At 44.0% G+C, this 25695-nt stretch carries 23 protein-coding genes, 1 riboswitch and 1 other annotated feature; of the genes, 5 read left to right on the top strand and 18 right to left on the bottom strand.

Annotation, left to right across the window (positions count from 1 at the left end; translation table 11 throughout):
• Position 1 precedes the first annotated feature (1 nt).
• The 6 genes from GC102_RS24860 to liaF form a co-directional block, all read right to left on the bottom strand.
• Positions 2-691: a response regulator transcription factor gene (locus tag GC102_RS24860; RefSeq protein WP_171691889.1), complete on the bottom strand. Its 690-nt coding sequence runs from the start codon at positions 689-691 to the stop codon at positions 2-4.
• A gap of 143 nt (positions 692-834) precedes the next feature.
• Complete coding sequence (locus tag GC102_RS24855; RefSeq protein ID WP_171691888.1) at positions 835-2439, bottom strand: S1C family serine protease; 1605 nt, start codon at positions 2437-2439, stop codon at positions 835-837.
• Between the two features lie 141 nt (positions 2440-2580).
• Positions 2581-2994, bottom strand: coding sequence for a YugN family protein (locus GC102_RS24850; RefSeq protein WP_171691887.1), 414 nt, complete (start codon positions 2992-2994; stop codon positions 2581-2583).
• Between the two features lie 87 nt (positions 2995-3081).
• Positions 3082-3732 carry a response regulator transcription factor gene (locus GC102_RS24845; RefSeq protein ID WP_171646254.1) on the bottom strand — a complete coding sequence of 217 codons (651 nt, stop codon included), beginning with the start codon at positions 3730-3732 and terminating at the stop codon, positions 3082-3084.
• Positions 3722-4789, bottom strand: a complete 1068-nt coding sequence (locus tag GC102_RS24840) for a HAMP domain-containing sensor histidine kinase (RefSeq protein WP_171646253.1) — start codon at positions 4787-4789, stop codon at positions 3722-3724. Before GC102_RS24840 ends, GC102_RS24845 begins: the two co-directional genes overlap by 11 nt.
• A gap of 9 nt (positions 4790-4798) precedes the next feature.
• Entirely contained in the window at positions 4799-5911 is a 1113-nt protein-coding gene (gene liaF, locus GC102_RS24835) for a cell wall-active antibiotics response protein LiaF (RefSeq protein ID WP_171691886.1), read from the bottom strand.
• Positions 5912-6179: 268 nt separating this feature from the next.
• Here liaF and GC102_RS24830 point away from each other — a divergent pair, with 268 nt between their 5' ends.
• Positions 6180-7469 (top strand): ammonium transporter, encoded by a 1290-nt coding sequence (locus GC102_RS24830; protein WP_171691885.1) that lies wholly within the window; start codon positions 6180-6182, stop codon positions 7467-7469.
• A 42-nt stretch (positions 7470-7511) separates the two neighbouring features.
• Here the strand turns inward: GC102_RS24830 and GC102_RS24825 are convergent, their stop codons facing one another.
• From GC102_RS24825 to metA, 10 genes are all read right to left on the bottom strand, one after another.
• The gene (locus GC102_RS24825) at positions 7512-7889 is read right to left on the bottom strand and encodes a hypothetical protein (RefSeq protein ID WP_171646250.1); all 378 of its coding nucleotides are present in this window, start codon (positions 7887-7889) and stop codon (positions 7512-7514) included.
• Between the two features lie 78 nt (positions 7890-7967).
• Positions 7968-9491: a methyl-accepting chemotaxis protein gene (locus GC102_RS24820; RefSeq protein WP_246321116.1), complete on the bottom strand. Its 1524-nt coding sequence runs from the start codon at positions 9489-9491 to the stop codon at positions 7968-7970.
• Between the two features lie 146 nt (positions 9492-9637).
• Positions 9638-9766: a hypothetical protein gene (locus tag GC102_RS40155; protein ID WP_281367701.1), complete on the bottom strand. Its 129-nt coding sequence runs from the start codon at positions 9764-9766 to the stop codon at positions 9638-9640.
• A gap of 86 nt (positions 9767-9852) precedes the next feature.
• On the bottom strand, positions 9853-10506 hold the full coding sequence (locus GC102_RS24815) for a 3D domain-containing protein (RefSeq protein WP_171691883.1): 654 nt from the start codon (positions 10504-10506) through the stop codon (positions 9853-9855).
• Between the two features lie 187 nt (positions 10507-10693).
• A complete protein-coding gene (gene thrS / locus GC102_RS24810; RefSeq protein WP_029194118.1) occupies positions 10694-12628 on the bottom strand; it encodes a threonine--tRNA ligase in 1935 nt (644 codons plus the stop codon).
• A gap of 347 nt (positions 12629-12975) precedes the next feature.
• The gene (gene ytxC / locus GC102_RS24805) at positions 12976-13917 is read right to left on the bottom strand and encodes a putative sporulation protein YtxC (RefSeq protein WP_171691882.1); all 942 of its coding nucleotides are present in this window, start codon (positions 13915-13917) and stop codon (positions 12976-12978) included.
• A 1420-nt stretch (positions 13918-15337) separates the two neighbouring features.
• Complete coding sequence (mqnC, locus tag GC102_RS24800) at positions 15338-16474, bottom strand: cyclic dehypoxanthinyl futalosine synthase (protein WP_171691881.1); 1137 nt, start codon at positions 16472-16474, stop codon at positions 15338-15340.
• Positions 16475-16610: 136 nt separating this feature from the next.
• Positions 16611-17783 (bottom strand): trans-sulfuration enzyme family protein, encoded by a 1173-nt coding sequence (locus GC102_RS24795; protein WP_171691880.1) that lies wholly within the window; start codon positions 17781-17783, stop codon positions 16611-16613.
• Positions 17780-18949, bottom strand: coding sequence for an aminotransferase class I/II-fold pyridoxal phosphate-dependent enzyme (locus GC102_RS24790; protein WP_281367704.1), 1170 nt, complete (start codon positions 18947-18949; stop codon positions 17780-17782). Before GC102_RS24790 ends, GC102_RS24795 begins: the two co-directional genes overlap by 4 nt.
• A 35-nt stretch (positions 18950-18984) precedes the next feature.
• Positions 18985-19929, bottom strand: coding sequence for a homoserine O-acetyltransferase MetA (gene metA / locus GC102_RS24785; protein WP_171691878.1), 945 nt, complete (start codon positions 19927-19929; stop codon positions 18985-18987).
• 101 nt (positions 19930-20030) lie between these two features.
• Positions 20031-20159, bottom strand: a riboswitch (SAM riboswitch).
• A gap of 237 nt (positions 20160-20396) precedes the next feature.
• Here metA and GC102_RS24780 point away from each other — a divergent pair.
• Together GC102_RS24780 and corA are read left to right on the top strand one after the other, a co-directional pair.
• Complete coding sequence (locus GC102_RS24780) at positions 20397-20624, top strand: hypothetical protein (protein ID WP_171691877.1); 228 nt, start codon at positions 20397-20399, stop codon at positions 20622-20624.
• A 303-nt stretch (positions 20625-20927) separates the two neighbouring features.
• Positions 20928-21863, top strand: a complete 936-nt coding sequence (corA, locus tag GC102_RS24775) for a magnesium/cobalt transporter CorA (protein WP_171691876.1) — start codon at positions 20928-20930, stop codon at positions 21861-21863.
• 73 nt (positions 21864-21936) lie between these two features.
• Here corA and tyrS read toward each other — a convergent pair whose 3' ends face one another.
• Both tyrS and GC102_RS24765 read right to left on the bottom strand, forming a co-directional pair.
• Complete coding sequence (tyrS, locus tag GC102_RS24770) at positions 21937-23196, bottom strand: tyrosine--tRNA ligase (RefSeq protein ID WP_171691875.1); 1260 nt, start codon at positions 23194-23196, stop codon at positions 21937-21939.
• 52 nt (positions 23197-23248) lie between these two features.
• Positions 23249-23517 (bottom strand) — a binding site (T-box leader).
• A 52-nt stretch (positions 23518-23569) separates the two neighbouring features.
• Complete coding sequence (locus tag GC102_RS24765; protein ID WP_171691874.1) at positions 23570-24583, bottom strand: HRDC domain-containing protein; 1014 nt, start codon at positions 24581-24583, stop codon at positions 23570-23572.
• Between the two features lie 199 nt (positions 24584-24782).
• Here GC102_RS24765 and GC102_RS24760 point away from each other — a divergent pair, with 199 nt between their 5' ends.
• Together GC102_RS24760 and GC102_RS24755 are read left to right on the top strand one after the other, a co-directional pair.
• Positions 24783-25076 carry a DUF3055 domain-containing protein gene (locus GC102_RS24760; RefSeq protein ID WP_171646239.1) on the top strand — a complete coding sequence of 98 codons (294 nt, stop codon included), beginning with the start codon at positions 24783-24785 and terminating at the stop codon, positions 25074-25076.
• A gap of 56 nt (positions 25077-25132) precedes the next feature.
• Positions 25133-25441, top strand: a complete 309-nt coding sequence (locus tag GC102_RS24755; RefSeq protein WP_171691873.1) for a hypothetical protein — start codon at positions 25133-25135, stop codon at positions 25439-25441.
• Positions 25442-25695: the final 254 nt, after the last annotated feature.

Below are 25695 nucleotides of genomic sequence, written 5' to 3'. Positions count from 1 at the left end.
ATTAAGATTCCCCTCTCAATACGTAACCTGCCCCCCGAACCGTTTGAATCAATCGTTTATGGCCAAATTCTTCGGTCTTTTGGCGCAGCAGCGCGATATAGACCTCCAGAACATTGGATTCACCGCTATAATCGTAGCCCCATATTTTTTCCATAATAATATCTCGTGAAAGGACACGCTTCGGATTCTGCATGAACAAGTGAAGCAAATCAAACTCTTTGGTTGTTAACTCAATCAGTTTCTCACCGCGAAAAACCTCACGTGTATCCAAATCCAAAATGGTATCCTCATAATTCAATCTATTCGTCTGCTGCTCAGGACGCTCTGTTCTCCTCCTAAGAAGTACACGCACTCTAGCCAGCAGCTCTTCAAGCGCAAACGGCTTGACCAAATAATCATCAGCACCGAGATCCAAGCCTTTCACGCGGTCACTGACTTCATCTTTTGCTGTAAGCATAAGAATCGGTACTTCGCTGCCGCTTTCACGCACTCGACGAACGACCTCCCAGCCATCAATATGCGGCATCATAACGTCCAAGATCAGCAGATGTGGTTCCGCTGTCAACATTTGCTTAAGACCATCCGCACCATTAGTCGCAGTGACGACCGAATATCCTTCAAAAGCCAAACCTCGTCTCAACATAGACGTAATTTTCTCATCATCATCAATCACCATTATGTTCTCTCTCATCGACTTTGACCACCCTTCTATCAACCATTGTAACAAATTCAGCTATCTAAGCAAAAAGAAGTAGAGCCTGCAAGCTTGCGGCCGCGGGACTCCACTTCCTTTTATTCCGAACTAACCTTTATTTATCTCTAATTTTTCTTTTATTATTGGGCAGGGGTCTCGGCTAGTGAGTTTTTATCCCCAATTGTAATAGGTACTTCCATACGCTTGCCGTCTCGAATAAGTCCCAAAGTAACTTTGTCGCCAACTTTAGTCGCTTGAACTTTGGTAATCAATTCCTGCGAATTTTTCACCTTGGCTCCGTTAATGTCTACAATGACATCGTATTGACGCAGACCAGCTTGGAAAGCAGGGCTTTTACGTTGAACGCTGCCAACTAATGCTCCGTCTGTGTTCGAAAGCTTCAGTTCACTTACCCAGTCTTTACCAATATCTTGTAGACCTACACCTAAGTAAGGAACTGGTTCTTTAGGAATTTGAACATTGTTTTTAAGATTTTCAAGAACAGAAGAAATTGTGCTAGTAGGAATGGCGAAACCAATACCTTGCGCTTGAGAACTAACGGCAGTATTAATACCAATAACTTCACCATTCAAGTTCAGTAAAGGTCCGCCGGAGTTACCAGGGTTAATGGATGCGTCCGTTTGCAGCAAGTGTTTATACTCGCGAGTTCCTTTGGAATCTGGAATGCTGATAGGACGCTCCTTCGCACTAAGCACACCTACAGTAACCGTGTGGTCGAAGCCGTATGGATTACCGATAGCAACAACCCAATCCCCAACATTCACATCTTCAGCTTTACCAAGTGGAAGGATTGGAAACTCTTTCTCGCCTTCGATTTTGAGTACAGCCAAATCCAAATCGTAGCTGTTACCTAACAATTTAGCTTTAAAAGGCTTATCATAACCTTCTACCGTTACTTGAATTTCATCAGCACCGTCCACAACGTGCTCATTGGTTAAAATATATCCGGTTTTTTCAAAAATAAATCCTGTTCCCATACCTGCTGGCTGTAGTTCACCACTGCCGGAATTATTCTGATTATTGTTAGGCGTTGTATTACCGCCGCCATTATCACCAAAGAATTGACGGAAGAACGGATCATCAAAGAGGGAATTACCGCCACGGCTTGATTGCTTCGGTTTTACTAGTGATTCAACCTTAACAATGGCAGGCCCAGCGTTCTGTGCAATAGCCGAAATGTTCCCCGGGCGAACAACGTCCAGCCCAACATTTTTCACTTCGCCTCCATTAGTGCTCCCGCTCTTCGTTGCAGCCGCTGTGGAGCTGCCCGAAGCTAGAGGCTGATTGCCAGTAAACAAATTCAATTTATCAGCGCTGAACATAAGTGCACCTACGACCAAGGCGCCTGCCATGAAAGCCGCGAAAACGCTTTTCACAGATGAACGCTTTCTTGCGTTTGGATCCCAAGGACCCGAGCCTTGTGGAGCGCCTGCTTCAGGTCCAAAACTGAAAGGACGCAAGTTTTTAGGCGGAGTAACTTCAACACTGGAGGTTCCTTCAGTTCCCGACGAAGAAGTTGTAAGCGAATGACCTTCGTTTTCTTCGTTAAAAGCCGACTTGTAAGGGCCATACGAATAATAGTAGGAAGGTCTTGCTTTGTTAGGATCTTGTGGATCTTGCGGGTCTTGATGATTAGAATCATTTCGATTAGCCTGATCATTGTTACTGCTATTGTCGTTCTGCGGCTTAAAGAAGTCGCTATAGTCTTTTTTGTTGTCTTCCATAGTTCTTACCTCCATTTGATTAATAAAGTTATAAGTGCATGCTTCTTGAAGGGATGTCTTGTTCTCTGTAGTTCTATCATGCACCTGCAACCTTAAACGAATATTAAAAAACAATAAAATGGAGGTAAAAAAAGGGCTAACTCATTGTATCCAAGCTTGTTCCACTTTATGGAGCAGTCCCGCTGCTTCTTTCACCCATTTATCTTCGATTTTGGCATCCGGATCGAGCGGAGTTTGGAATTGATCGATCAATGCGCCATAGGTTTCTGCTTCCGCATCCTGACTAAGTCCTTCATTATACACATGCTTCAGCACGAAAGGAGTTCCCACTTCGACGATCGCATCTGTTGATTCAGCATCGCCATCAATCCTTCCTGTCACAACTTGAAAAGGAATACGCAGCCAAACTAGATGGTCTTCATCTAAGTAGTGGTCGAAATAGCCATGATCGTAATCCCAATTGCCACCCAGCGCAAAATCGAATTCATGCAGGTGCTCACGGACACTATCGAAAGATTCTTGAACCTGCTCCAATGATGATGATAATGTTTTCATTCAGACACTCCTTAAGCGCTCATATTATTTTACTTACGCATAGAATGTGTCAAAATCTAGTTTTTATGTGTGGTACGTTCCTTATTATCAAACCAAGCCTTTGCGGTGCGCGAAGATAGCAAGCTGAGTCCGATCCTCTAATTCACACTTCATTAGAAGGTTGCTGACGTGTGTTTTGACCGTTTTGATACTAATAAAAAGCTCTTCTGAAATGTCTTTATTACTCTTTCCCTCTGCAATCAAAAGCAATACTTCTCTCTCTCGTGAAGTCAACCCTTCTTCCTCGGGTGTACTATTACGCTGCCTAATCCCTCTTGTAAGCGCCAAGGACACTTCCGAGTTCATAACTGGCATACCGCGGTAAGCGCTCATAATTGCATGAATCAATTGGTCGGATGAAACCGTCTTCAGCATATAACTGATGGCACCCGATTCGACGGCTTCAAGAACCTTCGCTTCCTCCAAGAAGCTGGTCAGCATAATAACCTTAACCTGTGGAAATTTACCGCAAATCAACTTCGTGGCGCCTATACCATCCAGAACAGGCATGGTCAGATCCATCAAAATAACATCCGGCAATTGATGAGAGAGTTCCTGATTTAACTTATCGAACGCATCCTGGCCATTGCTTGCTTCCCCCACAACTTCCAAACCGGGTTCCAATGAGATGTAGGTTCGAAGCCCAACCCGAACCATGTCGTGATCATCTACGATCATCACTTTAATGTTACTGCTCATTTGTTTCTCCCTCTCTTTCCTTCGTTAGCAAGCTCGACTGTCCCGTAAACCGCGGAATACGCACTCTAACTCGTGTTCCTGATCCTAACTTGCTGTCTATCTCCACTTCGCCACCAAGCTTTTGCGCTCGCTCTCTCATTGTCGATAAACCATGTGAAGCCGATGGGATGTCTCTACGTTCAAAACCTTGACCGTCATCCTGCAGCTGAAGCACATATTGGTGCTCTCTTTCATATATAGCTAGGCGAACTTGCTTAGCAGAAGCATGCTTAACTACGTTCGCAAGACCTTCTTGTATAATGAGGAAAAATTGATGTTCAATCGCTTCAGATATCGTTTCACGCAAAGAAACATCAAGTTGGCCCTGCAGTTCATGGTTTCGGCAATATTCCGGAAACCATTTCTCTAGGGCTTCTTGTAAGCTCATATCTCCCAATTCGATGGGTCTTAATTGCGAAATAAGTCCGCGCATCTGCTTCTGGGCATGGTGAGACATTTGAATAAGTTGATTCATAACGCCCGGAGCCGCATCCGGGTTTCTCTCCAGAATTTTGGGTAAAGAGGATGCTGACATATGAATGGCGAACAGCTCTTGACTAACTGTATCGTGCAAATCCCGTGCCAGTCGGCGTCTTTCCTCAAGCACAGCATTTTCCGTGAGCTCCTGATCTCGAATCGCCTCGGCCTCACCCAATTTTTGCAGCAGCTGAATACGCTCTTCAACGGCAGAGGCCATGTTATTAAAAGCATCATACAAATACAAGAATGGTTCTACGGGTTCCATCTCAATCCGACTGGAGAAATTCCCCTTGGACAATTCGAGCATGGCTACATGCAGTTCATCCACTTTGCGCTGCCATCTCTTGGTCGCAACATAACCCACCGTTAAACAGACCAAGAGAATGGCTATGACGAACCACATGCGGAATTGCCACGAAACAAGCTCCTCCTTATAATACTCAAGCACAATATATATGCTAGATACCGTGAGTAAACTCGAGATAAGAAAATAATTCAGCAGCTGCCACTTCATATTGAACATTCGCAATTTGTACATGCTCCATCCTTAACCTATCTTTTTGATTGTAATGTCACCAATAAACATGCTCGAGGTTACAATTATTTTCCGATCAGCTTCTTCATATTGCGAGGTCTGAGTTCTCACGCTGCGCAGAAACCCACTCTCACGCCGATCAAGCACTTTCATATCTCCGATAAAAGAACTTGCCATTACGCGAACTTCAACATCAATATCATTTGGTATGAATATTTTCACATCACCAATAAATGCTGAAACATGAATCGTCGTTTCTCCCAAGGGAATGGCTGCGCGAGTAAGATCTATGACGGAATCACCAATGAAATGTGAAATCTGAATCGGCTTCAGTTCCCAAGCTTCTTGTCCCAGATGCACATCTCCGATAAAACCATGCCGATGAAGTACATCACCGGAGTCGAAGTTACGTACAAAATCATCGTATTTGTGCCCATGATGGTTAAACGCATGCGTTTTCGGTTGTCCCGGTGGCTGAGGTTGCTTTAGATCCGGTTCTCCCGGCGCGTCAGGGACATCCCATATATGCTTATCATGAAACTCACCATGAATATCCTTGAGTACAGCTTTCTCTTCGTCACTGAGCTCATGCTTTGCTTCATTAAAAGTAGATTTACTTTCGCGCTCCTTCTCATTTGTAGGCGATGGTGCTCCATCAGTCCACTTGGGTTGATCCCATGGATTTCTATATTTTTCATGCTGCAATCTTCTAGCTTCACGTCTTGCCTGTCTAACTTGATTTTTCTCTTCTTTAATAGAAGGCCAATCCGGTGACTCTTTCTTGCTAGGTTTAAATATCACATTCAATCCAAATAAGATTAAGGCAACAGGTCCCAAAATCTGAAACATCTCTCCAAGCGATCGATCGGTCAGCCTTAAATTCTTCAGGAGAAAGATCGTCCCAATACAGCAAACGAGCAAACTCCAAATCGAGCCTCCCCAATGATACTTACGCTGCCAAACAAAACCAACGAGACCGTAGAAAATAAGAATGACAGGCCAATAAGTGGAAAACATATAAGCAAGATCAATATCAATAAACCCTAGTTGGTTAAGTAAATAAAGGACACCTGCCGTTACGAGGACAAGCCCCCAAATTATTCTTTGAAACATATGCGGATTCATGCTTCTTCCTCCATTTGTGTGCAACGTCGTTAAGATACCTCTAGTTTATAAGATACAGCCATGAATGAAAAGAGACGAAAGATTGATGATTCCCTCGGTCTAGAGACTGAGTTTTCGCAGAATTAGATGAATAACTGACATCAATTATTTGGAAAACGAACAATAACCATCAGATGTTATGTATTCTTACGTATATCGTTGACATGTTTATCATCAGAACCGTATAATTGGTGCAAAGAATTCCTCAAACATAAGGAGAGATCAGATTATGGATGCTATCCAACAGCTTTCTAGCGGCCTAGATACCATATGGGTGGTTCTGACAGCTGCCATGATTCTATTGATGGAAGGCGGCTTCGCTTTATTGGAGGCAGGTTTCGTCAGACAAAAAAATGCAGTAAGTATCATTATGAAAGTGTTTGTTGATATCTCTTTCGGAGCACTTATTTTTTATTTATTCGGCTTTGCCCTTATGTACGGAAAAGATGTTTCTGGATTATTTGGAACTACCGGTTTCTTCATGGGAGGAGATTTAACACATATCGTTTTAAATATCTCACATGAGACTTATTGGCTATTCCAGTGTGCCTTTGTTATCGCTGTGATCTCGATCGTATCTGGGGCTGTAGCCGAACGCATCAACTTCCGCGCTTACATTCTATACACCATCGCAATGACTGGTTTAATTTACCCCATTGCTGGCCACTGGGTTTGGGCCGTCAATGGATGGCTCGGCAAATTAGGCATGGTTGATTTCGCAGGTTCAGCTGTCATTCACGCACTTGGCGGCTTCTCCGCTCTTGCCGCAGCGATGATCATTGGTCCACGGATTGGCAAATTTTCCGCTAACGGTACGGCTAATATTGTCCCACCATCCAATTTGCCGCTTGCCTCTGTAGGCGCATTTATCCTTTGGTTCGGTTGGTTTGGCTTTAACTCAGGAAGCACGCTAAGTGCCACCAATACTTCGATCGGCCACATTGCAGTAACCACCATGCTGGCAGCAGCGGCGGGCAGTGCAACGTGCATTCTATTCACCATGATGCGCTACCGCAAAGCCGATCCCCCTATGGTTATCAACGGCGCTCTTGCAGGGCTCGTCGGCATTACCGCAGGCTGTGCTTTCGTTAGTGATGCTGCGGCCATTTTAATCGGAGCAATTTGCGGGATCGCAATGGTTTATGCAACAGAAATACTTGAAGCAAGACGGATTGATGATCCAGTCGGGGCTTTTCCTGTTCATGGTATCAGCGGCAGCATCGGGACTCTCGCTGTAGGATTTTTTGCACAGCCTGACGCGATTCGTGAAGGTACTGCTGGTTTATTTTATGGCGGAGGCTTCAGCCTTCTAGGTGTTCAAGCATTAGGACTTGTTACGATTTGTATATGGGGATTCGTTATTACATGGGGTTGTATGAAGCTAATTCAACTTATCGTTCCACTGCGAGTTAGTAGAGATGAGGAATTAGTCGGATTGGACGTCGGTATCCATGGTGTTCCGGCTTACAGCCAAGAGGATGGATTTTTGGACTTAGAACAACTAAAAAAAGGTCAATGAGAACAATAAAAACCTTCCAATTGGAAGGTTTTTTTGTTTGTATTAAGAAAGCAGCTCTTCAATCTCATCCGGTACTGAGATCACATCGCCAGGTTTGGATTCATTCATAATTTGTCTCGCATGGGCAATTTCAGCTCGAAGCTTCCTAACTTGCTCCATGGGTTTCTTCACATAGTGGATATACTCGACAGCAAGATGATGGTCAGGTTTCTTACCAGAAAACATGCGGCGTAATGATGACATCGTCTGATAAGCGCGCTCTTCTTTCATTCTTTTGATTTCATAGCGCTCTACTACCTGCTCAATATCCAGGACCTGCTGTTCCTTGCGGACAATGTAAGCTTCCAAGAAAGGAAGTACCTCTGCAGCTTTCCTTGGTGTTCTTTGAGGTTTTCCGTCCAATCGCAAAGCATTCAGCATGATCACTCACCTATCTCCCCGTGTCAAGATTTATAACAGTAATCTTATTTTACACCAAAATAAGCGATTTGAGAACCTTTATTTCAATATTAAATCGATTCCTACAACACCAACAGGGGTTCCCGTGTCATCTATTATCGCTTTTGACATCGTGATACACGGTTTTTTAGTAATAGCTGACACGTATTCCGGAGAAACGAAGAGTTCTCCCCCCATCGCACGCTTCCACCACTCTCTGCCCTTAGCATTAACTAGACCTGCCTCAGGCATCGAATAGATGAAGGTTCCATCCGCGCGGTTAGACCAAATTGCTTCAATGCCGGCCGTTTTCTGCAATACAGTGCCTAAATGGGAAGCATGCTTACCATCAATCAATGAAGTTATGTCAGGTATTAGTACAAGTGAGCTAAGTACTTGCTTCATTTCTTGGATATTTACATGAATCGTACCTTCTTTATTTTGCATACCTACCGCTTGTATCGCCTGTATCAGTTCCTTAGAGGAACGATCTAGATTTTGGTTGATATGCTGCAGCATCGATACTTCATGGCGCTGCTTTTTCATTTGATCCAAGGTAATCTCTACACTAGACATCGTCTCATTCATCAAATCAACAACTTGACCCAGTGATGTTCTTGTACCTGAGACAAGCGAGGACTGATGTTGGGTGGAGCTTGTTGTACTCGATACAAGATTATTGACGTTCAGAATCAACGCGAAGATCGTATCGATCTTGTCTTTTATTACTTTCATCTCAGCAATCCCATGAGCGACAGATGCCTTCTCTTCAGCAACCGCTGTCACAACTTGGGAAACACCGCTCTCGATGGATGCCAATAGTTCGGAAGATTTCGTAACTGCTTCATGACTTTGTGAGGCCAGCTTCTTAATTTCTTGTGCGACGACAGAAAAGCCTCGTCCATGCTCACCCGCTCTGGCTGCTTCAATGGATGCATTAAGCGCGAGCAGCGAGGTTTGAGTCACTACTTCCGCAATAAATGTATTGATTTCTTCAATCTTGGAAGTATGTCCGGTCAAATCCTGAATCTTCCTCTGCATGGTATCATTATTAATATGTAGATCATTCATGACTTCATCTGTGGCATTCAGTGACCGGCATACATCGACCACCGTATCTTTGGTTTGCTCACTCTCTTGATGCATATGTAAGGACGAATCTAGAATTTGGTCTGCTGCAGCCGCTACCTGCTGAATCGCAGCGAATGCTTCCTGCAGTTGTCCAACGGCTTGATTACTTCGTAGCTTTAGATCCTCTTCTCCTTGAATCGAAGCATCGGCTATTTGCAAAAGATGTCCGATCGAACGATTGACTTCCTCAACAGCAGCTGCTAATCTGTCCGCTACAACCTGTGATTCTTGTATAAACGTTCGGAATTGCTCTTGTTGGCCCTTATAATCGTGGCTATTAGATGATCTTGATGATCTGGTACTAAGCCAAGTAATACTACCTATAAACAAAAAAACAGCCAAACTTGCAGCCGTAAACCACCGAGAGGAAGTAAATAATGCGAATACACTTACCGTAATACCAATGAGAATAAGAGCATACAACCAAGCTTTGAGTTTCATTTCTGCGCGCATAAGCAATTGGAACTCCTCCCAAAAGGAACCTAAATGTTAGTTTTTGTTACATTATATCGAAAATAGGAGATGTTGAAAAGAAATAAAAAAACAGAGACCTTTTCAGATCTCTGCTCTTTATCGCTTTTCAGCTTATTGATATTTCATTATTTATTTTGGTTTTGTGTATTCGTTTGTTGCTGCTTGTTCGCTGCTGATGTTTCGGCAGCAAATTCTACGTCTTGAGCTACATTCGAGCTCAAATTTTTATTCTTGTTGTTCTTGTTCTTAGCCATGTTCAATCACCTCCTGTAAGTATAGGATTTCCCAAACAGGAGAATTTATGATGGAAATGTTCGGCTTTGTGAAAAGCTAATTCTCGTCATAGTGCTTTGGTAGGTGCGATGATCTCATCCTTTAGTTGATTCCAGATGAGTTCGGTCACTTTCCCATGCCCTTCTTTGACGATAAATACTTTAACCGTCTTCTTACCCCATTCTTTATAAACCTGATCCTTTGTGTCGAAATACAGATCAATTTTCTTACCTTTAATTGCGCTGCCTGTATCTGCAACAACGCCATAGCCATAACCGGGAATAAACAAGACAGTTCCAAGCGGAAAAACGTTCGTGTCTGCTGCGATCGTTGATAAGGATTTATCATCCCGCTTTACTCTAATACCTGAATACGTGATCCCATACTCAGGATGATCCGGATTTTTCCCTGTTGATTCCTTACCTGCAAAATAACCGGTGGCTGTCACTTCGACTGCCTTGAGCTTGGACAAATCTGAGTCTAACTTCGGAACATAACGATAATTGATTTGTTGCAGGTTTTCTTGCGCAACGGGCAGTGAAGCTGGTGCCGTTTTGACCGGAATAACCTTTTGCTGCTGATCTTGTATATGGGTGACGGAGTTTGCCGTCGTGTAGCTTTGGTCACTTTTGCCCGTCGTCTCTTGTCCGAAAAGTGCCATCAGAACAACGATGATCGACGCACTAAACCATTTAGACTGAGTCAAAAAATTGGTTAACATTACTATTTTTTAATACCTCCCCTACTATTGCAGGTTGTCCAATACCTACCACCTTTAAACCTCCGGATGCAGACTCACTGTTTAAGGTGTCCTAATCACGCTCCCCTATACATACCCAATTAACTGAATTTGAAAACAAAAAAGCAGAGAAGATTATCTTCTCTGCTTCATTTATAGGATTGAACTCTTAAAGTTTCTTGCTAATTTCCTCGTTAATCATGCCAATCACTTGATCAATCGGATGGGTTCCTAGATCCCCTTGACCACGTTTTCTAATCGATAAGCTTTCGCTCTTCACTTCGTTTTCACCGACGACTAGCATATAAGGAATCTTCTCCAGCTGCGCTTCTCTAATCTTATAACCCAGCTTCTCATTACGATTATCTGCTTCAACACGAATACCGGCTTCGCGTAGACGCTCAGTCACGAGATTCGAGAATTCTTCGAATGCCGGAGATACCGGAATGACTTTGGCTTGGATAGGCATCAACCAAGTTGGCAGCGCACCAGCGAAATTCTCAAGCAAAAAGGCAGTCATACGTTCCATAGTACTGATAATCCCTCTGTGAATAACGACCGGACGATGTTTCTGACCATCTTCACCTGTGTATTCAAGCTGGAAGCGCTCTGGGAGCAAGAAATCAATTTGCGCTGTTGAAAGTGTTTCTTCTTTCTTGAGTGCTGTTTTGATTTGAACGTCTAGTTTAGGACCATAGAAGGCCGCTTCACCTTCAGCCTCGTAGAAATCAAGTCCTAGCTCTTCAACAACCTCACGCAGCATGCGTTGGGAAGTTTCCCACATTTGATCATCTTGGAAATACTTTTCTGTATCCTTAGGATCCCGATAGGAAAGACGGAAACGGTACTCTGTAATTCCGAAATCCGCATAAACCTGACGAATCAGGTTCACAACGCGGGAAAACTCTTCTTTAATTTGATCCAAACGACAGAAAATATGAGCGTCATTCAGTGTCATGGCACGAACACGGTGTAGGCCTGTTAAAGCTCCTGACATTTCATAACGGTGCATAGTACCAAGCTCAGCAATCCGAATCGGCAGATCACGGTAGCTGCGCATATCGCTTTTATAAACCATCATGTGATGTGGACAGTTCATTGGACGTAGGACAAGCTCCTCGTTGTCCATCACCATTTTCGGAAACATATCCTCGCTGTAATGATCCCAGTGCCCGGATGTTTTGTACAACTCAACATTAGCGAGAACTGGCGTGTAAACGTGTTGGTAACCCAAACGTTCTTCCAGGTCGACAATATAACGTTCCATTGTACGTCTCAATTTAGCACCGTTTGGCAGCCAAAGCGGTAACCCTTGCCCAACCTCACGTGAAAAAGCAAACATTTTAAGCTCTCTGCCCAGCTTACGGTGATCACGTTTCTTAGCTTCTTCCAAAAGATGCAAATGCTCATCCAGCTGCGCTTTCTTAGGGAAAGCAGTGCCGTAAATACGTTGCAGCATTTTGTTCTTCGCATCTCCACGCCAGTAAGCACCAGCAACGCTCAATAATTTGAACGCTTTGATTCGGCCAGTTGATGGCAAATGCGGTCCGCGGCATAAATCAAAGAATTCACCCTGGTCATAGATAGTAAGTACCGAATCTTCCGGCAGATCACGAATCAATTCCAGCTTAAACGGATCTTCCATTTCAGTGAAAATGCGAATCGCTTCCTCCCGGGAAACAACGCGGCGAGTAATCGCCAGGTTCTCACCGGAAATACGCTCCATTTCCTTCTCGATTTTCACCAAATCTTCGGGATTAAGCGGTGTTTCCAAATCGATATCATAGTAAAATCCGTCTTCAATGACAGGTCCAATCCCTAATTTAACCGCTTTTTCACCATAAATACGTTTAATCGCCTGAGCCATCAAATGCGCTGTGCTGTGACGATACATCTCTAATCCCGCTTCACTATCGAGCGTTAGAATTTCAACGTCTGCATCATTTTCCAAGGAGAACGACAGATCCACAGATTTCCCGTTAACTTTGCCGCCAATCGCATTTTTCTTCAGTCCGGATGAAATGGATTCCGCCACTTGTTCAATGGTCGTTCCAACTGCGTACTCTCTCACTGCGCCATCTGGTAATTTTACTTGAACAACCATTTTTGTTCCTCCTATAGGTTCATTTTTGAACGCAAAAAAGCACACTGCATCCCAAAAGGGACGAGTGCGCTCAGCTCGTGGTTCCACCCTAGTTCGATTCGCTGCATGCCCACAGGGGTAAGGCGAATCCTCATCAGCATTCGGTAACGGGAATGACTCCGGTATTGTATACTAACGATCCTGCAAGTCAGGTCGAATTCCACAACACGGCTACAAAGGGGTAAACGATCTGAATAGCTGAAGGAGATTGCAGCCTAGTCTCCTCTCTCTGAGCAGTTCTTGCAGAAAGTTCATGTCTTTGATATTAACGCCTTCGATCACTATTATAATTGCCTCATCGCTCAAGGTCAAGGGGACAGTTGATCTTGTTTCTTGGCTTCACCCAAGAAGATATCACAAGTTCGGCAATAGGAGCAGACTGTTGTTCGATCTTCAAATATTTGTCTAATCGTCTTGATGATTGTTAATTCGGGATCTCGCGTATGGATGTAGATATTTGCCGGAGATACCGTAATGAGTGTGCTAACAATCATGTCCTCGAAATTAATATCTTTTTCAAGTACTTCTAGCTTAAAGGTTGTATCGAATTCATTCGCGTCTATGAGTTCAAGCTGATCATTCAAGATGACAAACTCATGCCCGCCTTTATGTATAAGATGAGCAACGGGGATCTTGGCTTCCTGAATATATACAAAGTACTGCAATAGAGAAATAAATTCCTGATACTGGCGATCCATCATAAATTCATCAATGGCATACTCAGCTATCTCTCGCAGCTCCTCGGTATAATCCTGTAAGCGAAATTTGAGAAAACCATCCAAGCTTAGTCGCGGAGTTTCCTCCAGAGACTGCGTGAGCTGCTCCGTTAGCATTTGTTTGCGGCGAAGTCTTGCTGAGCTGCCATTCAAAATAGGCAATTCCTCAATGACCGTCTCGGCACACATGGATTGCTTGCAGTACCCTTCTATGGCTTCCACATCGTCTATGGCTTCATATTTAAATTCTTTAACAATCAAATCACGCAAAATAAGCAACTCTTTCTCTGCGATGATATGATCAGCCAAAACGCCAGCAAGTCCTTCCCTTACTTCTTTGTGAATTGAAGATATTTCTCTTTCCTTCATCCTCACTTCTACTCGAATATAAGCATGTGTTTCATGTAGATCAAATGGGGCTGTTACTCCACTTTCAGCGTTATGTAAAAGCTGCAGCTCACGTTCTATCTGAGCGCATAGCGAACGTACATAGGCCTCATCGGCATTCATTACAACTATGGCAAACAGTTCCATCGGCTAACTCCTTTCATCAATACATCCTCCTCCTAAGAGTATATGGTCGATAGGAATCAGATATACAACGAACAATTTGCCATTTCCATTCCTCATTTTTTGTCGAATCTCTAGTTAATATATGCCAATCTCGCAAATTGACGCATTCAATCAGCACAAACAGGACTGGAATCGGAAGTTACGAATTTCTCTATTCTTTGTCACCCGAGCAATTAAAAAAAAGCCTCCAAGTTGGAGGCCTTTTTTAGTAGATAAGAAAGTATAAGTTTTATACTTTTGCTTCGCATCTACCTTGACAAACGCGCTCGTCCCAGAAGGACGACGAAGTCGTTTATCCTTGGCTAGTTCTTCATCACGAAATCCTTATCGATCTTGTGCCATTATCCTAAGTATGATTCAAAAATACTCTTTACAAGCAAGAATGGTAGTGCACCAATTGAGACAAAAGCATAAAAAAATCCTTGAAGAAAATTTTTGAATAGTTTCACAAGAATCACTCCTATCATGTTTGTCTAAATTGTGAACTACTTCAATTATACTCCTTTTTCAGAAACAAACATGAAAATAACATTAATTTTTTCATAGCTTGTCCAAGTAAAATTTGAAAGAACAAAGAATTCAAACGCAATCCCCGTCACCACCGCTCCTGCCACTGATGTAGCAATTCGAATCCAAGGAGTACTCGTTGATTTCGCGTATCTGGCACCTGTCCCTGTTTCCGAATAAGGCTCCTTAGACTTCCAGGTTGACCACTCATCTCGATGTCGGTCAAAGGTAGGCTCAGCTCTCTCCGTTGACGGATTTCTATTCGCTTGATTCTCTCGAGCCGCCTGTGATTCACGAATGATCCGTTCGACTCGCTCACCTTCCGATTCAATCTGACTGTTCCAGCTTTCGTGAACTTAACCTTAAAACTTGAAAGCGAAACTCTATGGAGTGATTTCGATCATTTAAGCTGCAAATCTGAGGATCGCGGGGAACGAGGAGCCTTTATTTCGGTGATTATGTCGATGGGGAACCCGCACGCGGAACGTAGAGGCTCTATTTTGGTGTTTTACTTGTTTTTCCACGTCGAAAGTGGGAAATAGAGGCTCCTCGTTCCGCGAAAACGTGAATTACGCTGTTTTGAGCAAAATAAGGCTTCTACGTTCCGCTAAAATCTGGTGATGCCAGGTACGTGTTGAGTTTGGGAAACGTTTGGCTACTTAGTAAAAGGAGCGGCTGGGAAGATCACCTTGACGGTCCTTTTTGGTTTTAAAGGATATCCGTAATTCTGTATTCACGTCCCCGTGGGACTGCTTCTCCACATGTATCCCTTCCATTTCCGATTTCATTTTACAACACCACAGATCGGCATCTATCATAATCTCCTATACAATAAAAAAAGAGAGCAGCCGCAGCTACTCTCCAAATTACATTATTAGTTTTGCATCACGAAATCTTTATCGATAACGAGCGACTCATCATCAAACACTCGCAATGTTTGGTATTTCGTATTCCGCTGTGCAGGAATTTTACCTGCTTCGCGAATGATTCGCAGCGTGGAGTTAACGTTGACCTTGTGCGTTGTACCCGCCGCGGAGACTACATTCTCCTCAATCATCGTACTTCCAAAGTCGTTGCAGCCGTAGCTGAGTGTTTGCTTGCCAACTTCAGGTCCCATCGTCACCCACGACGATTGGAAGTTAGGAATGTTATCCAGCATAATTCGGCTAATCGCCAGCGTCTTCAAATACTCCTCAGGCGTGACTTTCTCTACCTTCATGTTCGTATTATCCGGTTGGAATGTCCACGGAATAAAAGCTAGGAAACCTGGTGTATTGAGCTTCTGAAACAGAACATCATCTTGCGCATCACGGATACGCAGCATATGAAGCGCGCGCTCTTCCATGGATTCGCCAAATCCGATAACCATGGTACCCGTTGTATGCATACCAATTTTGTGAGCGGTTTGCATAACGTCCATCCAATCGCGCCATGAACCTTTTAACTTACTAATTTTGCGTCTAGTGCGATCATCCAGAATTTCTGCGCCGCCACCAGGCAAAGAATCGAGTCCTGCTTCGTGTAATTGACGAACGACTTCCTCTAAAGATAAACCATCCGAAACATCTTTCATTTTCATAATTTCAGCTGGTGAGAAAGAATGCATCGTAATGTCAAAACGTTTCTTAATTTCTCGAAGGATATTCGTGTAATAGCTAAATGGAAGATTCGGATTCGTGCCGCCCTGCATGAGGATTTCGGTCCCATCTACATCCAGAGTCTCTTGGATCTTCTGGAAAATGGTTTCATCCGGCAATACGTAACCTTCTGATGAACCCGGTGGACGGTAAAACGCACAAAATCTGCAATAAACGTCACAAATATTCGTATAGTTAATATTCCGCCCAATGACGAATGTCGTTATTGGATCGGGATGCCATTTCTTCATAATCTGATTAGCGGTGTCGCCAATCTTCTCTATTTGATCGGATTCGAAAAGCGTAACACATTCCTCTATATCAATTCGTCCGCCTGACTGTGCTTTATATAAAATGCGATCAATCGGTTTCAAAGCTACTCACTCCTTTACTTTCTGAAGGCTTGTATCCACTAATCGTACCATATTCATGCCAAAAAAGCAGCAATATGCTGCTTTTACCAAGGTGTATTCCATTTCAAATATGAATAATTTCCGAATTAATGGAGGTCTAACCGCGAAGGGCTTGTTCCAAATCTTCAATAATGTCTTCGATATCTTCAAGACCTACCGAATATCGCACAAGACCGTCTGTAATGCCGCGCAGTAAGCGAACTTCTTTCGGCATCGAGGCATGCGACATCATAGCCGGATAGGACAAGATGCTTTCCACTGCGCCCAAGCTTACCGCAACGAGTGGAATACGCACTTTGCTTAATAGCTTTTTCGCTTTCTCGCCGGAACCAACATCGAACGAAACAACCGCTCCATAGCCTAAAGACTGCTTTTCATGAACGTCTCTACGAGGGTGGTTCGGAAGTCCCGGGTAGTAAACAACATCAATATCAGGCTGCTCTGAAAGCCAATTTGCCAGTCTACGAGCACTAGTTTCGGACATTTCCATACGAGCTCGCAAGGTTTTCATCCCACGGATCAACAGCCAAGAATCTTGAATGCCTAGTACATTCCCCATGCCATTCTGGATTTGTTTCATTCTGCGACCAAGACTGTCATTAGCGACTACAGCCAGTCCAGCCAGAACGTCACTGTGTCCGCCGAGGAACTTCGTTGCGCTATGCAGCACAATATCGATACCCAGCTCGATTGGACGCTGATGATAAGGTGTCATGAACGTATTATCCAGCATCGTAAGCAAATCGTGCTCTTTAGCAAAAGCTGCTACTTCCGCGATGTCAGTTATTCGGAGTGTCGGATTCGAAGGAGTCTCGATAAATACGGCTCTTGTGTTAGATCGCAGTGCAGCACGTACTTGGGCGATATCCGTCATATCAACGAAAGTCGACTCAACGCCCATACGATTCATAATCGTTGTCAGTAAGCGATAAGTACCACCATATACATCTTCGGTACAAATAACATGATCACCCTGCGACAACAGCATGAAGGCTGATGAAATAGCCGCCATACCCGAGGCGAAAGCAAATCCGCGTGTACCGCCTTCGAGTAATGCAATGTAGTCTTCCAGAGCTTGCCGGGTTGGATTGCCGGAACGGGTATAGTCATACTCTGGTGAGACTTCTAAGTCGGCTTGATGAAAGGTCGAGGCTTGATACAGGGGCACACTGGATGCCCCTGTTGCTTCATCGATCTCTCCACCGAAATGAATGAGCTTCGTTGCGAATTTGCCATGCGGCTTGCGTTTATCATCTTGTGGATGGTTCATGATAGCGAATCTCCTTCCAATTCGGCTTGCGCCTTGCTGAGAGCTTTCGAAAGATCCGCAATCAGATCATCAATATGCTCGATGCCCACAGAGAAACGTAGAAGACGGTCATCTACACCGATTTGCTGACGAATTTCGAGTGGAATATCTGCATGTGTTTGTACAGCCGGATAGGTCATAAGTGATTCGACACCGCCTAAGCTTTCCGCGAAAGCAATGAGCTCTACGTGACGAAGAATCGGTTCAATCAGTCTTGCATCCTTTACTTTAAAGGAGAAAATGCCTGTGTTTCCACTCGACTGCTTGTTTTGAATCGCATAACCAGGGTGCGTTTCAAGCGCTGGGTAGTAAACTTCACCGATCAGCGGGTGTTCTAATAAGAACTTTGCGATTGCCGTTGCATTCTGCTCATGACGCTCCATGCGAAGCGCAAGCGTCTTCATCCCCCTCATAAGGAGCCAGCTGTCTTGCGGTCCAAGCACAGCACCAATGGAGTTGTGCAGGAAAGCCATCTGCTCCGAGAGCTCTTTGCCCTTGGTCACGATGAGACCTGCGAGCACGTCATTATGACCGCCGAGGTACTTGGTCGCGCTATGAATGACAATATCAGCACCAAGCTCAATAGGACGTTGAAGATACGGCGTTAACAAGGTGTTATCGACAATTGATACTATGCCCTTTTTACGAGCCCATGTACACACAAGCTCAACGTCTGTAATCATCATCAGCGGATTCGTCGGTGTCTCAATGACAAGCCCTTTGGTATTTGGCTGGTAAGCCGCTTCCAATCCGTCTAAATCATTCGTATCTACATACGAAGCGGTCACACCAAAGCGCGACATGATTTTCTCAAGCAGACGGTACGTTCCGCCATATAAATCCAAGGAAACAATCAGATGATCTCCTTGGCTGAAATAAGCAAAAATGGTTTGCAGCGCAGCCATTCCTGAGGAACATGCAAAGCCCGCATCTCCAGACTCCAGCTGAGCAATAGCATCCTCGAGCACCTTGCGTGTCGGACTTTTCGTACGTGCATAGTCGAATCCTGTACTTTGCCCAAGCTTCGGATGACGGAACGCAGTAGCTTGGTAGACTGGGAAGCTGATAGCTCCAGTAACAGGTTCTTCAATAGACCCAATTTGGGCGAGACGACTTTCGATTTTCAACAAAGGGAGTTCCTCCTCAGGGATATGGGTTCGAATTACAATTGCGAGCTTGCCAAGCTTTCGTTGATGTTAGCGTTCAGTTCAAATGGTGTTTCTTGATAGACATAGTAATTCAACCAATTGGAGAACAGAAGATTCGCATGCGCTCTCCAAGTATTATAAGGCTGTCTACTCGGATCATTATTCGGGTAATAATTTTTGGGGATCTCGATTGTAAGCCCTTTACTCACATCCCGATCGTACTCCCATTTCAATGAACAAGCATCATATTCCGAATGTCCTGTTACGAAAATATGCTTCCCATCTTGCGTTGCGGCGATATAAACACCGGACTCCTCAGATTCCGATAAAATTTCCAAATCCGGACATTGTTCAATGTCTTCACGACTAATATCCGTATGACGAGATTGTGGTACATGAAAGACTTCATCAAAGCCGCGCAGCAGCTTTGTATTCGGTACCTGAACAGTATGAGGAAAAACACCGAACATCTTGTTCTCGAGCGCAAACTTTCGCACACCGAAATGATGATACAGGCCCGCTTGAGCAGCCCAACAAATATGCAAGGTAGAAGTGACGTTGTGCTTGCTCCAATTCAGGATTTGCGTCAATTCCTCCCAGTAATTCACATCTTCGAATTCCATCTGTTCGACAGGAGCACCCGTGATAATCATGCCATCCAGCTTTTCATCTTTAATATCGTCAAATGTTTTATAAAACATTTCCAAGTGCTCGACGGAAGTGTTCTTAGAAGTATGAGTTTTCGGATGCAGAAGCACGAATTCCACCTGCAATGGCGTATTCCCGATTAAGCGCAGCAGCTGCGTCTCCGTCGTTTCTTTGGTTGGCATCAGATTCAATAAAGCAATTCGAAGTGGACGTATATCCTGGTGATACGCGACGGATTCGTCCATTGTGAAGATGTTCTCTTGGTTTAAAATTTCTTTGGCAGGCAGGTTGTCAGGAATCTTGATCGGCATCCTGTTCACTCCTCTTCATTAGTTTTAAATGGATAAAAAATGCAAAAATGACCTTCTCTGGAATCAGAGAAAGGCCATGGAAAATCAAAGTCAATGTCCTTCTCTTATCTCCCAGATTCGCTTTAATCAGCGTTTCCGCAAGAATTAGCACCGTGCATCCCTTTGCTTGCAAAGGTTTGTCGGTTGCCGGGTGTCATAGGGCTAGTCCCTCCACCTACTCTTGATAAGAAAATGTAACGTATGCGATTAAAATTATCATACTATAAATTCAACCAAAGTCAAGGCATGAAAGACTTGTCAAGAGAAGAAATTGAAACGGTATGTCCCCTTATGAAACAATTGTTACAAAACGTATCAAAGGAATATGTTTAAGCCAGCTTAAAAACGGGTTATATGATATTAAAACAACGAAATATATATAACAACACCCTATTTTATAAATCTTATTTCATGAAAAGAGGTCATTTATGTCAACCCAAACGATCGATAGCTTCTCTGCTTTTGCCTCATTGAACCGCTTTTTCGCCCTGATTGAAACCACAAAACCAACGATTCAACAAGCAGAGGATGCTGCCGCCCTGTTATGCCGTATTTACGGTGCTAACAGTGAAGAAGTATTGCTGCAGCGCGGTGATCCTGAATTAATTGAGATTTACAAAGAAATTAAAAATAAAATTTTAAAAGCCGCCATGTAAGTCATGGTGGCTATTTTTTTGACACCTACTGAGCATTATTTCCATACTTTATCTAAACAACAATTTACCCAGTTTCAGCAAACTTTTATGGCTTGAAACGTGATATATGAAGGGTTATACTAGACAAGTATTCGACACGGACGAAAAAGGAGGGCATACGTTTGGACGGAGAACCGAGGAGTAGAACCTGCAAGGATCTTAAACAATTTAATAGTGTAGGAATGCAGTCGGTTATTCCTTCATCCGGAGCCTTGCTCTAAATGATGAACTAACCGGCTGATTCCATTCAAAGGGGTGGATCAGATGAAAACACGGTGGGTTCAGAATGGCATTTTTACGTTGGTTGATGACGTGACTATCGCCCTAACACCTCCAGAAAGAGGCTTTTATTGGATTGATGCAGGGGTAGAGGACTTAGAGATCCTTCAACCTTTGTTCCATCTTCATGATTTGGCCGTGGAGGATTGCTTAAGCGAAGAGGAACAACGTCCCAAAATTGAGTTTTACGATTCCCATTATTTTATCGTTATTAATAGTATTCGATTTGATGATGAAGAAATTTTCCTTCGCGCACTTAATCTATTTCTAAGCAGACATGTCATTATTACCGTTACTAGACAAAAAATTAATGAACTTCGAGCTTTGAAACCTTTTCTCTGGGAAGAGGAAGTAAACAGCGCCGATCGTTTCCTATACCATCTGGTCGATCTTGTCGTCGATAATTATGTGGCGGTCGGTGACCGTATCGAGGCCAAGATTGAAAAGCTGGAAGAAGATATCCTGGTGGCAACGAAGAAGTCGCATTTGAATGAAATTATTGGACTTCGGTCAGAGATTCTATGGCTCAAAAAAGTACTTGTTCCTCAGCGCGATGTCATTGGAACACTTGGTAAAAAAGAGCTTAGATTAATTGACCATCAGCTGCAAAAATATTTCGGAGACATTTATGAAAATGCCGTAAAGATCGTGGATACGTTTGATACGCTGCGCGATCTCATGGGCAACTTACGAGAAGCCTATCAGTCTAGCGTCGCTAACCGTGCGAATGAGATCATGCGCGTTTTCACAGCAACTTCGACGATCTTCATGCCTTTAACGTTCATTACCGGCGTGTTCGGGATGAATTTTGATAACATTCTCGGGCTTCATGTGGCTCATGGCGATGAAATTGTTTTGGCGTTCATGGGTGCATTGGGCATTGGCATGTATGTATTATTCCGCAAAAAAGAATGGCTGTAGGTACTTTTGAACTTAGAACTGTAAGGGCTTCTTGAAGCAGTAAGCTGCTATCAAGGAGCCCTTTTTGTCCTGTTTAAAGCAACTTAATTTTAACAAACTTCCGTTTCCCCACCTGAATAATATCCCCCTCCTTTGGGGTTATTTGGTCATGAATTTGCATGATCTTCTGTTCATTGATCTTCACTGCCCCTTGTTCCACACTGCGTCTTGCTTCCCCGTTGGAAGCTTGCAGTTCTAGTAAAACGAGAAGCTTAATGATGGAGATTTGGCCTTCTTCCAGCTGGCTGATACTTAGAGTCATTTCTTCGATGTCTTCGGGCAAAGCTCGCTTTTGGAACACGGTTATAAAATGCTGTTCCGCCTCTTCTGCTGCCTGCGTACCATGATACATTTGCACATATTCCTTAGCCAGCTTCATCTTGGCATCTCTCGGATGGATGGCACCTGCTTCTAGTCCTCGTTTGAGATCATGCAGGGATTCATTTGAGATGGTCGTTGTTAACTCATAGTATTTGGTCATGAGCGAATCCGGAATCGACATCGTTTTGCCGAAAATTTCGTTAGGAAGCTCATCGATGCCAATGTAATTTCGCAAGCTTTTGCTCATTTTTTGAACACCATCCAAGCCTTCGAGCAGCGGCATCAGAATCGCAACCTGACCATCTTTAATCTCATAAGCACTTTGAAGCGTTCGGCCCATCAATATATTGAAGGTTTGATCAGTTCCACCTAGCTCAATGTCACTTTCTAGAGAAACGGAGTCATATCCTTGCATTAAAGGGTAGAAAAACTCATGAACATGAATCGCCTGATTAGCCGCGTATCTTTTTGCAAAATCGTCCCGCTCCAGCATGCGCGCAACCGTTACTTTACCTGCTAGCTTCAGCACATCTTCGAATCTAAGCGCTCCAAGCCAAGATGAATTGTAGTAAAAAGTGGTCTTGGTCAAATCTAATATTTTGGACAATTGCGTCTGATACGTTTGCGCATTGTGCTTAACATCTTCCTCTGACAGCTGTTTGCGCGTCTCTGACTTTCCGGTAGGATCCCCGATGCGTCCTGTGAAATCTCCAATAATGAGTTGAACCTCGTGTCCCAAATCTTGAAATTGACGCAGCTTCTGCAAAACAACAGTGTGACCAATATGAATATCGGGTGCAGATGGATCTAAGCCAAGCTTCACTTTTAACGGCTTTCCTGTAACCACTGCGTGCATGATCTTTTGCTTGAGTGCTTCCTCAGGCACGATTTCGGCAGCACCCCGCCCAATGATAAGCAATTGACGTTCCACTTCCTGCTGCTGTATTTCGGTAAGATGATCCCATATCAACATCGTATTATCCTCCTCATCATGTTAAATACAAAAAAGACAACCTGCGCGTCCACAAAGGGACGAGAAGGTTGTCTCGCGGTACCACCCTAATTAAAGAGAAGGGTTCGCGCTCTCATTCGCAAATTTCTCTTTCACTTAGATACATAACGACAAATGAATGCCGGGTAAAAGCTACTGATGCCCTAACGAGCATGTTCCCTTAACCAACTCAGAACTGTAATTCGGAGCCATACTTGCATCGGTTTGCACCCTACACCGACTCTCTGCAGCAGCGGCATTTCTCCTACTTCGGGCATAGCCCATGTTCGTCATCGCTTTAATTGATATTTAGATTATTGACCATTTAATCATATAATCCTAAGCAATGTCAATACTAGCTTGCAGCTTGAGAAGCAAACCTTTCCTTCTCCCTGCGGAAGCGCAAACGAAGCAAGCGCAGCCACTCATAGGCGCGGTCAAGTTCTTTGCCTTTGAGCTCCTCCGTGCCGATGATGCGCTGCAGCACCGGCTTCAGGTAGCGGTCACCTTCCGATTCGAAGGCGTTCCATGCTTTGATTTGCTCTTCTTCCGGGATCGAAGCAAGCTCCGCTTCCACAAGCGGATCCATATCGTACCCTTCTCGCTCCAAATCCTCCACCCAAAGCAGCAGTTCCCTGCGTGGCATCGTTAGCACTGCTTGCAAATCCGCCAAGCTTCCTCCGCCAGCAACAACCTCAAGAAGTTTGCGTTTGCTAACCTCACGATCAAGCTCCGTACGCAGCTTTTGCTCCTTCTGTGCGTGGAGCCAAGCCTCAAACTTCACTGTGTCTACGCTTTTAGCCACCCAATCTAATGGGAAGCCATTCGAACGAGTATACTCAGCGGTGAGATTGAGCACATCTGCCGCGTACATGGTCGTCTTCTGCTCGCCGAAGCCAGGAATTTGCTGCAGCTCTTCCTTACTCTGAGGCAGGAAGACGGAGATCATGCGAAGGACTCGGTTCGTGGCAAGAATATACGGTGCTTTCCCCTCGCGGGCAGCTTGTTCGCGCCTCCAAGCGCGGAGCGTTTCGTACACTTCCTCACTTGGATTTTCTTCGCAGTAGTAGGTCAGCATCTGTGTCATTCTAGCTTTGCCTGACAGTCCTTGCGCTGATTCCAAATCCGTACTAACAAGCGGACGGTAACCGGAACGAACTTTATCCCGCAACCCCTGACGGAAAGCACTTAACATCTCATCCCAGCTCACCCCCTGATACCACTGATCTTGTTGAATTTTTCCAGCGCTATCAGGCTCATTCCAATAGACATTCCAAATGCCTTGTTCTTCCCCAATCGACACTTGGGCCGATGTAACGCGATGATCCCCCGCTTCTTTCTCCAATGTGTTCATAAATACAATGTTCATGCCTTCTCCTCCAAACGGTAGCTAAAAATAGGTTCAGAAAAACGAAAAAGCACCCCTTCAGCGTTAGCTGAAAAGGTGCTTCCCTTTTTCTAATATCCAAATCATACCATGTTTGTCAGATGGGCGCAAGATATGTTTTGTTGACGAGCTTTTTTCGGTTATAATGAGATGCATACTAGAAAGAGAATGGAGGGCCCTCATGTCTGATTATGACTTTTTATACGACCATCAGGAAGAAACAACAACGCGTTTCGTTTGTTTCGTTGGCAACGCATTGCATCGATTTGATCTGGCAATTATGACGACATCCCGTTATTTCGGCAAAAAGCTTGTTATTGATTTGCAATCCGGACGCAGTGCTGTTATTGGTCCAGATGATCTGGCTGAAGAAGGATATTTGGAACATGTGTATAAACTGAATGAGGAACAAGCGCTAGAACTTAATGAATTCTTGTCGCAAATTATTGGTTCCATTCATTTTACGGATATTTAAGCTGTCTGCGGGGGACACTGGAAAAAGCATAGCAACCTGATAAGGAGGCTTTATCCATGATTGACGAATCCCCCCAACTAGCTAAGAAAACTGAAGCAAAAGGCTTCATCCCTGAATACCGCGATGACTTCACTGATCTAGAGACGGTTGAGTCGCAGCGCAATGACCTAATTCCAGAGGAGTTCCCAGAGGGTCCATACGGCACTAGCCTAAATACAGAATCGCTGGGAAAGAGCTCACCATGGCGTAAGGATCAACGCCCGCCTAACCCTTTCTCTTACGAGAATCGCGAGCTGCATGAAGGCATTAAGCGGGACTATCCGGGTGAAGACGATTATCGAAATGAACCTACAAATGAAGAATAAAAAAACAAGCGAGCCAAACGTTGAAACTACAAACGTTCGGCTCGTTTTATGTTTTTAGATGTGAATAGAGCCCATCAAGTTGCAAAACATACAACAATTTTCTTCAATTTTGTCTATAAAGCTCTCCAGTGTTGTAGAAAGTGCAACATGTTTGCTTAAATTGGAGCTATTTCACTCGATTTAATGGAAATTGTTGTATGACGTACAACATCTTCACCATTTACACTTCTAAAAGGAGAAAATTGTTGTATTTA

It is taken from the genome of Paenibacillus germinis (assembly GCF_013141785.1).
Taxonomy (GTDB): domain Bacteria; phylum Bacillota; class Bacilli; order Paenibacillales; family NBRC-103111; genus Paenibacillus_E; species Paenibacillus_E phytorum.
The sequence above is the reverse complement of the archived record's forward strand: the minus strand, read 5'-3'. Positions and strand labels throughout refer to the sequence as shown.

What these genes read in the sequence shown, in the direction of transcription:
- GC102_RS24860 (WP_171691889.1), bottom strand. Translation starts at nt 691, where the DNA reads ATGAGAGAGAACATAATGGTGATTGATGATGATGAGAAAATTACGTCT.
- GC102_RS24855 (WP_171691888.1), bottom strand. Translation starts at nt 2,439, where the DNA reads ATGGAAGACAACAAAAAAGACTATAGCGACTTCTTTAAGCCGCAGAAC.
- GC102_RS24850 (WP_171691887.1), bottom strand. Translation starts at nt 2,994, where the DNA reads ATGAAAACATTATCATCATCATTGGAGCAGGTTCAAGAATCTTTCGAT.
- GC102_RS24845 (WP_171646254.1), bottom strand. Translation starts at nt 3,732, where the DNA reads ATGAGCAGTAACATTAAAGTGATGATCGTAGATGATCACGACATGGTT.
- GC102_RS24840 (WP_171646253.1), bottom strand. Translation starts at nt 4,789, where the DNA reads ATGTACAAATTGCGAATGTTCAATATGAAGTGGCAGCTGCTGAATTAT.
- liaF (WP_171691886.1), bottom strand. Translation starts at nt 5,911, where the DNA reads ATGAATCCGCATATGTTTCAAAGAATAATTTGGGGGCTTGTCCTCGTA.
- GC102_RS24830 (WP_171691885.1), top strand. Translation starts at nt 6,180, where the DNA reads ATGGATGCTATCCAACAGCTTTCTAGCGGCCTAGATACCATATGGGTG.
- GC102_RS24825 (WP_171646250.1), bottom strand. Translation starts at nt 7,889, where the DNA reads ATGCTGAATGCTTTGCGATTGGACGGAAAACCTCAAAGAACACCAAGG.
- GC102_RS24820 (WP_246321116.1), bottom strand. Translation starts at nt 9,491, where the DNA reads ATGCGCGCAGAAATGAAACTCAAAGCTTGGTTGTATGCTCTTATTCTC.
- GC102_RS40155 (WP_281367701.1), bottom strand. Translation starts at nt 9,766, where the DNA reads ATGGCTAAGAACAAGAACAACAAGAATAAAAATTTGAGCTCGAATGTA.
- GC102_RS24815 (WP_171691883.1), bottom strand. Translation starts at nt 10,506, where the DNA reads ATGTTAACCAATTTTTTGACTCAGTCTAAATGGTTTAGTGCGTCGATC.
- thrS (WP_029194118.1), bottom strand. Translation starts at nt 12,628, where the DNA reads ATGGTTGTTCAAGTAAAATTACCAGATGGCGCAGTGAGAGAGTACGCA.
- ytxC (WP_171691882.1), bottom strand. Translation starts at nt 13,917, where the DNA reads ATGGAACTGTTTGCCATAGTTGTAATGAATGCCGATGAGGCCTATGTA.
- GC102_RS24795 (WP_171691880.1), bottom strand. Translation starts at nt 17,783, where the DNA reads ATGAACCATCCACAAGATGATAAACGCAAGCCGCATGGCAAATTCGCA.
- metA (WP_171691878.1), bottom strand. Translation starts at nt 19,929, where the DNA reads ATGCCGATCAAGATTCCTGACAACCTGCCTGCCAAAGAAATTTTAAAC.
- GC102_RS24780 (WP_171691877.1), top strand. Translation starts at nt 20,397, where the DNA reads ATGTCAACCCAAACGATCGATAGCTTCTCTGCTTTTGCCTCATTGAAC.
- corA (WP_171691876.1), top strand. Translation starts at nt 20,928, where the DNA reads ATGAAAACACGGTGGGTTCAGAATGGCATTTTTACGTTGGTTGATGAC.
- tyrS (WP_171691875.1), bottom strand. Translation starts at nt 23,196, where the DNA reads ATGTTGATATGGGATCATCTTACCGAAATACAGCAGCAGGAAGTGGAA.
- GC102_RS24765 (WP_171691874.1), bottom strand. Translation starts at nt 24,583, where the DNA reads ATGAACATTGTATTTATGAACACATTGGAGAAAGAAGCGGGGGATCAT.
- GC102_RS24760 (WP_171646239.1), top strand. Translation starts at nt 24,783, where the DNA reads ATGTCTGATTATGACTTTTTATACGACCATCAGGAAGAAACAACAACG.
- GC102_RS24755 (WP_171691873.1), top strand. Translation starts at nt 25,133, where the DNA reads ATGATTGACGAATCCCCCCAACTAGCTAAGAAAACTGAAGCAAAAGGC.